The 13,986-nt window shown below is 44.7% G+C and carries 10 protein-coding genes and 1 other annotated feature; of the genes, 9 read left to right on the top strand and 1 reads right to left on the bottom strand.

Annotated elements, in window-relative coordinates; translation table 11 throughout:
* Nucleotides 1-9: 9 nt before the first annotated feature.
* From hemC to ysxE, 6 genes are all read left to right on the top strand, one after another.
* Entirely contained in the window at nucleotides 10-945 is a 936-nt protein-coding gene (gene hemC / locus DER53_RS00780) for a hydroxymethylbilane synthase (protein WP_015864686.1), read from the top strand.
* Nucleotides 942-1,742 (top strand): uroporphyrinogen-III synthase, encoded by an 801-nt coding sequence (locus tag DER53_RS00775; RefSeq protein ID WP_062753094.1) that lies wholly within the window; start codon nucleotides 942-944, stop codon nucleotides 1,740-1,742. The genes hemC and DER53_RS00775 overlap by 4 nt, the downstream gene beginning before the upstream one ends.
* Nucleotides 1,723-2,700 carry a porphobilinogen synthase gene (hemB, locus tag DER53_RS00770; RefSeq protein WP_062753092.1) on the top strand — a complete coding sequence of 326 codons (978 nt, stop codon included), beginning with the start codon at nucleotides 1,723-1,725 and terminating at the stop codon, nucleotides 2,698-2,700. Before DER53_RS00775 ends, hemB begins: the two co-directional genes overlap by 20 nt.
* Before the next feature lie 18 nt (nucleotides 2,701-2,718).
* Entirely contained in the window at nucleotides 2,719-4,014 is a 1,296-nt protein-coding gene (gene hemL / locus DER53_RS00765; RefSeq protein ID WP_041269952.1) for a glutamate-1-semialdehyde 2,1-aminomutase, read from the top strand.
* Nucleotides 4,015-4,140: 126 nt separating this feature from the next.
* Nucleotides 4,141-5,349 carry a stage VI sporulation protein D gene (spoVID, locus tag DER53_RS00760; protein WP_062753090.1) on the top strand — a complete coding sequence of 403 codons (1,209 nt, stop codon included), beginning with the start codon at nucleotides 4,141-4,143 and terminating at the stop codon, nucleotides 5,347-5,349.
* 69 nt (nucleotides 5,350-5,418) lie between these two features.
* On the top strand, nucleotides 5,419-6,429 hold the full coding sequence (ysxE, locus tag DER53_RS00755; RefSeq protein WP_062753235.1) for a spore coat protein YsxE: 1,011 nt from the start codon (nucleotides 5,419-5,421) through the stop codon (nucleotides 6,427-6,429).
* On the opposite strand, the gene DER53_RS00750 is transcribed toward ysxE, so the two are convergent.
* Nucleotides 6,395-6,583 (bottom strand): hypothetical protein, encoded by a 189-nt coding sequence (locus DER53_RS00750; RefSeq protein WP_015864680.1) that lies wholly within the window; start codon nucleotides 6,581-6,583, stop codon nucleotides 6,395-6,397. The genes ysxE and DER53_RS00750 overlap by 35 nt on opposite strands.
* Nucleotides 6,584-6,738: 155 nt before the next feature.
* Nucleotides 6,739-6,977 (top strand) — a binding site (T-box leader).
* A 44-nt stretch (nucleotides 6,978-7,021) separates the two neighbouring features.
* Between DER53_RS00750 and DER53_RS00745 the strand changes: the two genes are divergently transcribed.
* The 3 genes from DER53_RS00745 (at nucleotide 7,022) to DER53_RS00735 (ending at nucleotide 13,937) form a co-directional block, all read left to right on the top strand.
* On the top strand, nucleotides 7,022-9,664 hold the full coding sequence (locus DER53_RS00745) for a valine--tRNA ligase (protein ID WP_062753089.1): 2,643 nt from the start codon (nucleotides 7,022-7,024) through the stop codon (nucleotides 9,662-9,664).
* Between the two features lie 95 nt (nucleotides 9,665-9,759).
* On the top strand, nucleotides 9,760-11,052 hold the full coding sequence (locus tag DER53_RS00740) for a bifunctional folylpolyglutamate synthase/dihydrofolate synthase (RefSeq protein WP_062753233.1): 1,293 nt from the start codon (nucleotides 9,760-9,762) through the stop codon (nucleotides 11,050-11,052).
* Nucleotides 11,053-11,135: 83 nt separating this feature from the next.
* Nucleotides 11,136-13,937, top strand: coding sequence for a VWA domain-containing protein (locus DER53_RS00735; protein WP_062753087.1), 2,802 nt, complete (start codon nucleotides 11,136-11,138; stop codon nucleotides 13,935-13,937).
* Nucleotides 13,938-13,986 lie beyond the last annotated feature (49 nt).

Genomic DNA, 13,986 nt, shown 5'->3' with positions numbered 1-13,986 from the left:
GAATGAAAGATGCGAAAAATCATCGTTGGATCGCGCCGCAGCAAACTTGCGCTCACCCAGACGAACTGGGTCATCGAGCGGCTTCGGCAATTAGGAGCGCCGTTTGAATTTGAAGTAAAAGAAATTGTCACCAAAGGGGACAAAATTATTGATGTGACGTTATCCAAAGTCGGTGGCAAAGGATTGTTCGTAAAAGAAATTGAACATGCAATGCTAAACGGCGAAATTGATATGGCAGTACATAGCATGAAAGATATGCCCGCTGTTTTGCCTGATGGTCTTATCATTGGCTGCGTGCCGCCGCGTGAGGATCATCATGATGTGTTGATTAGTAAAAACAAAGAAACGTTTGCGAATCTTCCAAGTGGAGCGATCGTTGGGACAAGCAGTTTGCGCCGTTCTGCACAAATACTGGCAAAACGGCCGGATTTAAAGATCAAATGGATTCGCGGCAATATCGATACGAGACTTGCGAAGCTGCAAAACGAAGATTACGACGCCATTATTCTTGCGGCGGCCGGATTAGTGCGCATGGGTTGGGCAAGAGATGTCATTACGGAATATTTATCAACAGATGTATGTCTTCCTGCTGTTGGACAAGGAGCGCTGGCGGTGGAATGCCGCGAAAATGATGAAGAATTGCGGGAATGGCTGCAAAAATTAAACGATGTTCACACCGAGCGGGCTGTTTTGGCCGAACGTGTATTTTTACAACAAATGGAAGGCGGCTGTCAAGTGCCGATTGCGGGATATGCATATATTGACGATCGCGAGGATATCGTTTTAACCGCTCTTGTTGCTTCTCCAGACGGAAAAGAGATATATAAAGAAACGGTAAGCGGATCGAATCCGGAAGAAGTCGGAACGAACGCTGCGAAAATGTTAATAGAGCGTGGCGCGAAAGCATTAATTGATCGTATTAAAGAGGAGATGAATCGACAGTGAGCGGTCCGTTGTCGGGAAAAACGGTGCTTGTGACAAGAGGAAAAGAACAGGCGAAAGCGTTCTCTGAAAAACTACGCAAAGCAGGAGCAACGCCGATTGAAATTCCGCTTATTTCGATTTCTCCTTCTTCCCATCGTGAAGAAATTGAACGATGTGTGCGTCAGCTTTCCGATTATGATTGGCTCATTTTTACAAGCGCAAATGGTGTCCGTTTTTTCTTCCCATTTGTCAAAAAGGAAACTCCGCTTCCAAAAGTGGCGGTAGTCGGAAAGAAAACGGCGGCGGCTTTAAAAACGTATGGCGTTTCTCCTGCTGCCATTCCTAGCGAATTTGTCGCCGAAGGGATGATCGAGGCGCTAAAACCGCTTGTTAAGCCGCGCGACCGCGTTCTTTTAGTGAAAGGAAATTTAGCAAGGCCGGTATTGCGTGATGCGCTGATCAATATGGGAGCAGACGTAACGGACCTTATTGTGTATGAAACATTGATGAATGAATCAGGAAAAGAACAATTGTTATATCTGTTGCGGGAAAGAAAACTGGATGTGATCACGTTTACAAGTTCCTCTACCGTACAAAGCTTTATACGGATGATGGAAAAAGAAGATATCGCTTCACTACTTAGCGGCTGCGTGATCGCCTGCATCGGTCCGATTACGAAGGAAACAGCAGAAAAAGCGGGACTTGCCGTGCATATTTGTCCAGACGAGTATACGATTGATGATATGATAAAAGAAATGGAATTATATTTTGCAAAAAGGACGATGGAGGGAAAAATAAATGGCAACATTACAATTTGATCGCCATCGCCGCCTGCGGCAAACCGCGAATTTACGAGCGATGGTGAGAGAAACACATCTTCATGTAGACGATCTTATTTATCCGATTTTTGTCGTCGAAGAAAAAGGGGTAAAACGGGAAATACCATCCATGCCAGGGATCTATCAATTTTCTCTTGACCGTTTAAATGAGGAAATGGATGAAGTCGTCCAACTAGGCATTAAATCGGTAATCGTTTTCGGTGTGCCGGCAGAAAAAGATGAAGTCGGCTCACAAGCATATTGTGAGCATGGGATCGTTCAGGAGGCGATCCGCCAAATCAAAGCAAATTATCCAGATGTCGTTGTTATTGCGGATACATGTTTATGTGAATATACAAGCCATGGACATTGCGGTGTAGTCGAAAACGAGCAAGTGTTAAACGATCCATCGCTTGAATTGCTTGTAAAAACAGCCGTCAGCCAAGTGAAAGCGGGCGCGGATATTATCGCACCTTCTAATATGATGGACGGTTTTGTTGCTGCGATTCGCCAAGGACTCGATGAAGCCGGATTTACGAATGTGCCGATTATGTCGTATGCGATTAAATATGCGTCCGCATTTTACGGTCCGTTCCGTGATGCTGCGGACAGCGCGCCGCAATTCGGCGACCGGAAAACATATCAAATGGATCCGGCCAATCGCCTCGAGGCGTTCCGCGAAGCGGAATCGGATGTGCGTGAAGGCGCTGACTTTTTAATGGTAAAACCAGCGCTCGCTTATATGGATATTATCCGTGACATTAAAAACCATTTCCATCTCCCGCTTGTCGCCTATAATGTCAGCGGTGAATATTCGATGGTCAAAGCAGCGGCGCAAAACGGATGGATTAACGAAAAAGAAATTGTCATGGAAATGCTTACCGGCATGAAGCGGGCAGGCGCCGATTTAATTATGACGTATTTTGCTAAAGATGCGGCTCGCTGGCTAAATGAATAGAAAGGAGAACCGTGAATGGTGCGAAGCTATGAACGTTCAAAAGCAGCGTATGAGGAAGCGGTCCGGCTGTTGCCAGGCGGTGTCAACAGCCCGGTGCGCGCGTTTAAATCCGTAAAAATGACGCCAATTTTTATGGCGCGCGGCAAAGGTTCGAAAATTTACGATATCGATGGCAATGAATATATTGATTATGTGTTGTCATGGGGTCCGCTTATTTTAGGTCATGCGAATCCTCGCGTTGTCGAAGCGCTAAAAAAAGTAACGGAAAACGGCACGAGTTTTGGCGCCCCGACATTGATTGAAAACGAGTTAGCGAAATTAGTGATTGAACGGGTGCCATCCATCGAAATTGTTCGCATGGTAAACTCCGGAACAGAAGCGACGATGAGCGCGCTTCGGCTGGCACGCGGCTACACTGGACGCAATAAAATTGTTAAATTTGAAGGATGCTATCACGGCCATGGCGACTCGTTGCTTATCAAAGCCGGTTCAGGAGTAGCGACGCTTGGGTTGCCGGATAGCCCTGGTGTTCCGGAAGCGGTGGCGCAAAATACGATTACTGTTCCTTATAATGATTTAGAAAGCGTTCGCTACGCATTTGAACGGTTTGGCGAAGATATCGCCGCTGTCATCGTTGAGCCGGTTGCGGGAAACATGGGTGTCGTTCCGCCGGTTCCAGGATTTTTGCAAGGGTTGCGAGATATAACAAAACAATATGGTGCCCTTCTTATTTTTGATGAAGTCATGACAGGCTTCCGCGTCGATTATCATTGTGCGCAAGGCTATTTTGGCATTGAACCGGATTTGACGTGTCTTGGAAAAGTCATCGGCGGCGGGCTTCCGGTCGGAGCGTATGGCGGAAAAGCGGAAATTATGGAAAAAGTCGCTCCTAGCGGCCCGATTTATCAAGCCGGCACCTTATCGGGAAACCCGCTCGCCATGACGGCCGGATATGAAACATTGATTCAGCTGACGCCGGAAACATACGATGAATTCCGCAAAAAAGCGGATCGATTGGAAGAAGGATTGCGCGAAGCGGCGGAAAAATACGAAATCCCGCATACGATTAACCGCGCTGGCTCCATGATTGGTTTCTTCTTTACAAATGAAGAAGTAACAAACTATGAAAAAGCGAAAACATCGAATTTAGAAATGTTCGCGGCATATTATCGCGAAATGGCGGAACAAGGAATTTTCCTTCCTCCGTCGCAATTTGAAGGATTATTTTTGTCCACGGAACATACGGATGAAGATATTGAAAAAACAATCGCCGCTGCAGAGCGCGCGTTTGCGAAAATTCGCGAAGGGAAGTAAAAGAAAGGGTTGTCCATCTTTTGATGGGCAGCCCGATTTTTTTATTCATATTGCTCGTTCGTCCTTCATACAATGGGTAATGTCATAGAAAATTTTGTTGGTAAGGGACGGAAGGAGGAGTTTGGATTGGAGCAATCGTATTTGCGGTTTTCCCTTGAGGAATCGATCTGGTTTAGAAAAGGACAGGAAGTCGCCGAATTTCTCTCTATTTCGCTGGACCCGATTGTTTCGGTTGATGAATATGAACAGTATATTACGATTCGCGGAGCGTTAGAATTAAGCGGAGAATATCGGATGGCGGAAGGGGAAGAAAGCAGCGCGGATCCTTTTGATTTTGCAAGCCATCGATTCGTTCAGCATATTTCTACGCGCGAAGACGGCATTAGTGAATTATCGCATCGTTTCCCAATCGATATTACGATTCCGAAAAACCGCATTCAACATTTAGAAGATGTGTATGTGACGGTAGAATCGTTCGATTATGATTTAGATGAAAATGGAAGATTGCTAGTGACAGCGGATATTTCGATCAGTGGAATTAGCGAAGCGCCGCTAGATGAACCTTATGAACCTTCGTTAGTAGAGGAAGAAGACGAAGATCTGTTGTTTGAACCGTTTGAAGTTGTCGCGCGCAAAGAAGTATACGAGGAAGAACAAAGAAAGCAACAATCGGAAGAAGAGACATCTTCTATTTTCAACCATGCACTGCAGGAACAAAATGAAGACGAAGCACAAGAAATGACGGCTATCCATCGCGAAGAAACAAAACAGGAAGAAGAAACAGCCGTGCCGCTAAATAACAATGAACAGCTAGAAGAAACAGTCGAGCGGCTAGAAAAAACGAAAGAAAAAGCTGCACAGCTAGAAAAACCAGAAGAAAAAGAAGAAAAATCCGCACAGCTAGAAAAACTAGAAGAAACAGCCGCGCAACTGGAAAAACCGGAAGAAACAGCCGCACAACTAGAAGAAAAGGAAGCGGTGAAAGCAGAAGAAGAAAACGTTGCTCCACAACAAGAAGCAAAAGTATCGATTGGATCGATGAAAGAAAAAGATGCTGATGAAATGAAAGAAGAAATAGATGAAAACGAAAAACAAAAAGTAAAGAGTGAAAATGCATTGTACTTAACGAAACTATTTGCGAAGAATCAAGAAGAGGAATTTACGAAAGTAAAAATTTGCATCGTTCAGCAAGGAGATTCGTTGGACAAGATCGCCGAGCGGTACGATATAACCGTCCAGCAGCTGCTTCGTGTCAACCAATTGGAAAGCCCTGAGGAAATCCATGAAGGGCAATTGTTATATATACCGGCGCTAGCGGGAAGCCGCTCTTCGTAGTGAGGGAAACATGATTCCTCACTTCTTTTTATGGAGGGGGTCGTTTCATTGAACAGAGAACGCATCGAAATGTATACGCCCATTTTACAGCAATACGGGTTAAAGCCGTTTCGCGTCGATGATTACGGGAAAGTAAAAAAAATCCATACGAACGCTGGTCTATTTGCTTTAAAAGAAATAACGAACGCCAGGGAAATGGCAGCCATTCAACAATCGTATATTTTTTATGGAAAACAATCTGTTCCTCTTTACTTGTCAAAACAAGGTTTTCCGTTTGTATCGTATGGTCGGCATTATTATTTAATGCCATGGATTTCATCCGATGAGAGAAAAGAAAAACGAGAACATGTCCGCTCTTTTTTTCGCGACCTCGCTTATTTACATCAAAAGTCACTCAAACAAATAGATATTAACGAAGAAGAGATAAGAAATTACTATGAGAATAAAAAAAGAGAATGGGAAAGGCAGCGCGCCTTTTTGCAATCATATGTGGAAAAGTGCGAAAATGCATGGTATATGTCTCCGTTTCAGCTGCAATGCTGCACGTATTTTCATGAAACAATGCAAGCGTATTGGTTTGCGGAAACGGAGCTAGAGAAATGGTATGAAAAAATGAAAGAAACAAAAAAATGGAGAATTGCCTGGATTCACGGAAAGGCACGGCTTTCACATTATATAGAGATGGAAAATGACAATCGTTATTTTTTTAGTTGGGAACGCGCCAGTTGGAACTCTCCGCTTTTCGATGTAATCATTGCGCTTCGTTATCATATGCGCACATTTCCGCCGATCGGTGATGAATGGGTGGAAGGAATGGAAGAATACGGAAAAACGTTACCGATGTTAGAAGAGGAATGGTCCTTTCTTTTCAGCCATCTTGCGCAGCCGTATTTTTTATATCGCTGCATTTATGAGTATGAGATGAAGCGGCAAAACAGAAAAAGTGAACGAGAATATGTTTCCGAACTGCAGCGCCGTTACTTTACAATGAAAAATATGGAGTATGTCGTCATGCGCCTTGTCCAGCGAAAAGAAGCAGAAGAAGCTAAATCCACTCCAGATGAAACGCCACCGCAATAAGCACAAAAATGGCCAATAAGATGACATCAAACGTCGTGGGTAAAAAAATGGTGCGAATCGCTTGAAAAATCGTGATTGGAATAATCACTTGCGCACAAACGGCACGAATTTGCCGAAGCCATGGCGGCCATGAATAATAGTTAAATCGTTTCATCGAGCATTTCCTCCCTCGGGCATGTTACTATTAAAATATGATTGGATATTGTTTTTGTCACCAAAAACGAAGAAATGGAATAAATAAATAAAAACTTGGCAAAGATGATTGACGATGAAACAAGTTTTTCGTAGTATAATAAACAGAAAAATAATAAAAAAGCGAAGACAGGGAAGAGTACAACGAATAACGCCTTCAGAGAGGGAAATCAGTAGCTGCGAGATTTCCTAGGACGGTTATCGTTGGAAGGTCGCCCTGGAGCTGCTTCTTTGAACGGTGTTTGCCTAGTAGAGGAAGCCGGTCGCAGACCGTTATCGCAATGAAGTGCTTAAGCAAATTCTTTTTGCTTAAGAAAAAAGGTGGTACCGCGAAAGAGTCTCCTTTCGTCCTTTTTAGGATGAAAGGAGTTTTTTATTGATAAGAAGGAGGGAAAACAAAATGGAACAAAAAGATATTACAATGTCTACGAAATACGACCATAAAGCCGTAGAAGCCAATCGATATCAATGGTGGCTTGACGGAAAATTTTTTGAAGCGACGGGCGATCCTGATAAAAAGCCGTTTACGATTGTCATCCCGCCGCCAAACGTAACAGGGAAACTCCATTTAGGACATGCGTGGGATACGACGCTGCAGGATATTATTACACGCATGAAGCGGATGCAAGGCTATGACGTTCTATGGCTTCCGGGAATGGACCATGCCGGAATCGCCACACAGGCAAAAGTAGAAGAAAAGCTTCGCAAGCAAGGACTTTCCCGCTATGATTTAGGACGGGAAAAGTTTCTTGAGGAAACGTGGAAATGGAAAGAAGAATACGCGAGCCACATTCGCCAGCAATGGGCAAAATTAGGGCTTGGCCTCGATTATACGCGTGAGCGCTTTACGTTAGATGAAGGTTTATCGAAAGCGGTGCGCGAAGTGTTCGTATCGCTTTACCGAAAAGGGCTTATTTATCGAGGCGAATACATTATTAACTGGGATCCGGTAACAAAAACGGCGTTATCGGATATTGAAGTGATTTATAAAGAAGTAAAAGGCGCGCTTTATCATATGCGCTATCCGCTTGCCGACGGCTCCGGGTATATCGAAGTGGCAACGACCCGTCCGGAAACGATGCTCGGCGATACGGCGGTTGCCGTTCACCCAGATGACGAGCGCTATAAACATCTCATTGGCAAAACGGTTATTTTGCCGATTGTCGGCCGCGAAATTCCGATTATCGCCGATGAGTATGTCGATATGGAATTCGGATCGGGTGCGGTGAAAATTACACCGGCACATGACCCGAATGACTTTGAAATCGGAAACCGCCACAACTTGCCGCGCATCCTCGTTATGAACGAAGACGGCACGATGAATGAAAACGCGATGCAATATCAAGGGTTGGACCGTTTCGAATGCCGCAAGCAAATCGTTAAAGATTTGCAAGAACAAGGAGTGCTATTTAAAATCGAAGAACATGTGCATTCAGTTGGGCATAGCGAACGCAGCGGAGCGGTTGTCGAGCCGTATTTGTCGACACAATGGTTCGTCAAAATGAAACCGCTCGCGGAAGCGGCCATTCAGCTGCAAAAAACGGAAGGAAAAGTGCATTTCGTTCCGGAACGCTTCGAAAAAACGTATTTGCATTGGTTGGAAAACATTCGCGACTGGTGTATTTCCCGTCAATTATGGTGGGGGCATCGCATTCCGGCTTGGTACCATAAAGAAACAGGAGAAATTTATGTCGATCATGAACCTCCGGCTGATATCGAAAACTGGGAGCAAGACCCTGATGTGCTGGATACGTGGTTCAGCTCTGCCCTATGGCCGTTTTCAACGATGGGCTGGCCGGATACAGAGGCACCGGATTACAAACGCTATTATCCAACCGATGTGCTTGTCACTGGATATGACATCATTTTCTTCTGGGTATCGCGCATGATTTTCCAAGGTCTTGAATTTACTGGGAAAAGACCGTTTAAAGATGTATTAATCCATGGTCTTGTCCGTGACGCGCAAGGAAGAAAAATGAGCAAATCGCTCGGCAATGGGGTTGACCCGATGGATGTCATCGATCAATACGGCGCCGATTCGCTTCGCTTCTTCTTGGCTACTGGAAGCTCGCCTGGGCAAGATTTGCGCTTTAGTACGGAAAAAGTCGAAGCGACATGGAATTTTGCCAATAAAATTTGGAATGCATCCCGCTTCGCGCTGATGAACATGGGCGGAATGACGTACGACCAGCTTGATTTAAGCGGAGAAAAAACAGTGGCGGACCATTGGATTTTAACGCGTTTAAACGAAACGATTGAAACGGTGACAAAACTTGCCGAAAAATATGAATTCGGTGAGGTCGGCCGCGTGTTGTATAACTTCATTTGGGATGATTTATGCGATTGGTATATTGAAATGGCGAAGCTTCCGCTTTATGGGGATGATGAAGCAGCGAAGAAAACGACTCGTTCTGTATTGGCATATGTGCTTGACAATACAATGCGCCTGCTTCATCCGTTCATGCCGTTCATTACCGAGGAAATTTGGCAGCACCTTCCACATGAAGGAGAGTCAATTACGGTAGCGAAATGGCCGGAAGTTCGTCCAGAGCTTTCCAACCACGAAGCGGCGGAAGAAATGCGTTTGCTTGTGGACATTATCCGCGCGGTTCGCAACATTCGCGCCGAAGTGAACACACCGTTAAGCAAACCAATCAAGCTGCACATTAAAGCAAAAGACGAGCATATTCAAGCGACATTGGAAAAGAACCGCGTGTATTTAGAACGGTTCTGCAATCCGAGCGAACTGTTGATTGCAACTGACATCCCAGCTGCGGAAAAAGCGATGACAGCGGTCGTTACTGGTGCGGAATTAATCTTGCCGCTTGAAGGGCTTATTAACATCGAAGAAGAAATCAAACGGCTCGAAAAAGAACTTGAAAAACTCAACAAAGAAGTCGAGCGCGTGCAGAAGAAGTTAAGCAATGAAGGTTTCCTTACGAAAGCGCCTGCGCACGTGGTGGAAGAAGAACGGAAAAAAGAAAAAGACTACTTAGAAAAACGCGAAGCTGTTCGCGCGCGCCTTGCCGAATTAAAAAAATAGACAATGCATCGCCGCTTCTTTTATCATGAAGACGAATCCAAGCATTTGGATTCGTCTTTTCTCATCATCTTATGCTAGTAAGGGGGAGAAATATGATGATTCGTACATATGAAGAGGCGCTAGAGTGGATTCACGGCCGTTTGCGATTAGGAATAAAACCAGGGCTAAAACGGATGGAATGGTTGATGGAAAAGCTTGGACATCCAGAGCGCCTTGTTAGAGCGATTCACGTTGCTGGAACAAACGGAAAAGGTTCGACCATCAGCTATTTGCGTCATATTTTACAAGCGGCAGGTTACTCTGTCGGAACGTTCACTTCCCCGTATGTGGAGCAATTTAATGAACGAATAAGCGTAAATGGAAACCCAATTCGTGACAAGGAAATCGTTGAACTCGTGCAAGTAATCCAACCGCTTGCAGAAGAATTGGAAAAAACAGAACTTGGCGCGCCGACGGAATTTGAAGTCATTACGGCGATGATGCTTTATTATTTCGGGAAAAAGAATATTCAAGACGTTGTGCTTATTGAAGCCGGACTTGGCGGCCGCTTTGATTCGACGAACGTCATTTATCCGCTTCTTTCCATTATCACCAACATCAGCTATGACCATATGAATTTTTTAGGAGAAACATTAGAAAAAATCGCCTTTGAAAAAGCGGGCATCATTAAATCAGGCGTTCCGGTGATTACAGCGGTAAACCAGCCAGAAGCATGGACGGTTATTTCAGAAAAAGCGAAGTCGCTCAAAGCGAAAACATATCGATTAGAAGAAGACTTTTTTATTGTTCATCATGAGTCAACAGAGGATGGCGAACATTTTTCAATGGAAACAATATTTTCGCAATATCCCGATTTAAAAATAACGATGTTTGGAGAACATCAAGTGCAAAATGCGGCGCTCGCGGTGATGGCAGCGGAGTATTTGCGGATGTGCTATTCGTTTTTGATTGAAAAAGAGCATATTTATGAGGGAATAGAAAAAGCAAAGTGGATCGGACGATTTGAGCGGGTAAGCAATAAGCCGCTGGTTATTATTGACGGCGCTCATAACGCGGCAGGTATTCATAGTCTTGTTAATACGGTACGTTCGCACTATCCAAACAAAGATGTTCATGTGTTATTTGCTGCGTTAGCGGATAAACCGCTTGATCAAATGATTCCACCGCTTGCCGAAATTGCCAAAACGATAACGTTTACTTCGTTCGATTTTCCGCGCGCAGCGTCGCCTGAGCAGCTTGCCGCCTTGTGCAACCATCCGCACAAAGCAACGACGGACGACTGGAAAGGCTGGGTCAAAGAAAAGAAAAAACAAAAACGAAGCGATGACCTTTTCTTGATTACCGGATCGCTTTACTTTATTGCGGAAGTAAGAAAGTTATTGATGTAAATGAAATTTTTGTATATTTCCGCTGAAAAGTCTTGCTATAATGAAAGTAGTAGGACTTTGGTAAGGGATAGGGGGAGAGGAGTGTGGCGGAGAAGAGAAAAATTTGGTGGTTGTTTATTGCACTGTTTTTCAGTTTTTATTTAGGAGATGCCACTAATATCGTGTTTGGGGAAAGTAATGACTCCAATAACGCCACTTTAGATTTTACGATTACCTCTTCGCAACTAGAATATGCGAAACCGCCAAACGGGGATGCGCAAGGGCGATTGGATGTAACTTTAATCCCAAAAGGCAGGGTGGACAACATTGTTCGCCCGCCGATTGATGTCGTGTTTGTGTTTGACGTGTCAGGGTCGATGACGCCTTTGAAGCTTCAAAGCGCAAAATATGCGCTTCAATCCGCCGTCGATTATTTCAAAGCGAACGCCAACCCGAATGATCGATTTGCCCTTGTTCCGTTTTCCGATACAGTAGTAGTCAATAAAGTAGTTCCTTTTTCTGTGCAGCAAGATGTCAAGGAACAATTAGATCTTATTTCCAGAACAGCGAACAGCCTCACTGCCGACGGAGGAACGAACTATACACAGGCGCTGCAACAAGCCCAGTCGTTTTTTAATGACCCAACCCGGAAAAAATATATCATTTTTTTAACGGATGGGATGCCGACGGTGTCGATAGCAAAGGAACCGATTACGTATAAAGTTTGTGAAGGAATATTGTTCTGGAGAACGTGCAAACAAGTCACGGAAGATTTAGACGTACAATATATTTTATATTCCAATGGCATAACGGCAGCCCGAACGATCTATTATCCTGATGAACCAGAAACAAAGACATATTGGGACAGAACAAAATATAGAGAATTTGAAGAAAAAATCCGTTTACATGGAACGAATATTGCCAAAACCCTTGGCATGAACAATATAACTCTCTATTCTATCGGTTTTGGCAATAACCAGGAAGTGGATATGGGCTATTTAGAAAAGTTGTCATCAACAGCAGGCGGACAGGCGAAGCAAGGAACGCCACAAAACTTAACGGAAATTTTCCAGCAGTTTTCGAAGCTCGCTAATGATCCGGTGTTAAGCGGAACGATAAAAATTCCGCTAACCTCGTTTGGCGGAAACGTGGAAATTGTCGAGACGGATCACGTTTGGCTCGATGATAAGAAAGAAAACGCCTATATCACGCTTTCGATTCCATATAAAGTAGGACAGCCGGCACCACCGTCGTTTACCGTTTCAATTCCGGTGCGTTTTAAAGCAAAAGGGGAGTATACGTTTACTGCGGAATTGGCGTATCGTGATGTATATGGAATAGAACAGGCACCGATTACGAAATCAGTTAAGGTCGTTGTCAAAGACGAGGTGCCGCCATCGTTTGACGGAACGGTGACGCTTGAAGGAATCACAAGGGACGTAGACGACTTAGTGAAATTCGGCAATGCGGATGGTGATTCGAACCGATTCAAGGCACGTTATTCGCTAACTGCCGTTGGCTATGTTGGAAACGCGTCCGGAAACATCAGCAACATTAAATTGATTCAGCTGCTTCCAGACGGGATTACGGTTGTTCCGACGCCAAACGCGCCAAACGTGACCGTACACACGGAAAACGGCGTTCAGTATGCCGAGATTGCGTTTCCAAATACGATTATTGATTATAAGCAACTAAATAACAACGAGATTATCGGTGAAATAACGCTTCAAGCAAACTGGGCGATGGAAAACGTGCAGCTTCCGCCAGCTGTCGTTTCGTTCCAAGACAGCAAATACGGCGCGCGGACATCGTCATTAAAGGCCCCTTCCCAACGGATTGGAATGAAAGTCCGCTTGCATGAATCGCCTGATATATATTACGAAGGAGATGGGCGCGGCCTTATTACGAAATGGCAAGCGTCAGCCAAGCTTGGAGAGACGAAACACCCGAGGCTTCCAGTGAAGGCGCTGCAATTTCAGGGTGATGACGTTCTTCTCGTCACGTATAATAACAGTGAGACGGTAGCGCTATATTTAAAACCGCGCGTTGCAATTATAGCTGAAGACGGCCAGCCAATCCCAAGCGGAGCGACTGTTACCCAACCGGTAACCGTTAAAGTAACAGGACGTGTCGCAGGTGAGGGAGTCACGTACGAATATAAAGTTGAAAATCCAAAGCAAGACAGCGCTTGGAAGCCGCTCGATTCACCATATGAAATTCCGATCACTTGGGATGGAACGTCGACGATATCCATTAAGGCGACAGGAGGATTAACAAAAGGAGACGGCATTACCACTGTATCGCTTACGTATATTAAGCTCATTCGCCAATTAACATTAGGAAACTATAAACAAACGATGGAAGTTAACGAAACGCAGACAATTTCGGTAACGATCGTGCCAAGCGATGCGACAAACAAAACATTGCAGTGGATTTCCAGCAATCCGGATGTCGCGGAGGTGGAGGGCGGAAAAGTTACTGCCAAAGAGCCGGGAACGGTAGAGATTACGGTGCGGGCAATGGATGGAAGCAATGTCTCGGCGACGGCGACGATTACGGTGATCGATCCATTTGTTCCATTAGAAGCGATTCGTTTCCAACAGGAAGTTTTATATATGACGGTAGGAGAAGAGCTTGACATCGAATCGCAATTAACCTTTATTCCAAGTAATGCGACAGATAAACGCCTTGACTCTGTACAATCATCCGCTCCGGAATATGTCGAAGTGCGCCCGCAGCAAGGAAAATGGTATATCGTAGCCAAAGATGTTGGATATTCAACGATTACCGCGATTGCCAAAGCGAAAACAAAGGATGGACAGGAAATTAAAGATTCAATCACGGTGATTGTCCAAGAGAAATCGTCTTCAGGAAGCGATGGAGAAAGTGGAAAGAATAGATGGTAAAATTAAAAGGATGCCTAAACATTCGCTTTAGGCATCCTTTCTTTTTTGC

Origin of the sequence: Parageobacillus toebii NBRC 107807, from assembly GCF_003688615.2 — a bacterium.
Lineage (GTDB): Bacteria > Bacillota > Bacilli > Bacillales > Anoxybacillaceae > Parageobacillus_B > Parageobacillus_B toebii.
Note: the sequence above shows the minus strand (reverse complement) of the source record. Positions and strands in the feature narration are given on the sequence as shown.

What these genes read in the sequence shown, in the direction of transcription:
- hemC (WP_015864686.1), top strand. Translation starts at nt 10, where the DNA reads ATGCGAAAAATCATCGTTGGATCGCGCCGCAGCAAACTTGCGCTCACC.
- hemB (WP_062753092.1), top strand. Translation starts at nt 1,723, where the DNA reads ATGGCAACATTACAATTTGATCGCCATCGCCGCCTGCGGCAAACCGCG.
- ysxE (WP_062753235.1), top strand. Translation starts at nt 5,419, where the DNA reads ATGTATACGCCCATTTTACAGCAATACGGGTTAAAGCCGTTTCGCGTC.
- DER53_RS00750 (WP_015864680.1), bottom strand. Translation starts at nt 6,583, where the DNA reads ATGAAACGATTTAACTATTATTCATGGCCGCCATGGCTTCGGCAAATT.
- DER53_RS00745 (WP_062753089.1), top strand. Translation starts at nt 7,022, where the DNA reads ATGGAACAAAAAGATATTACAATGTCTACGAAATACGACCATAAAGCC.
- DER53_RS00740 (WP_062753233.1), top strand. Translation starts at nt 9,760, where the DNA reads ATGATTCGTACATATGAAGAGGCGCTAGAGTGGATTCACGGCCGTTTG.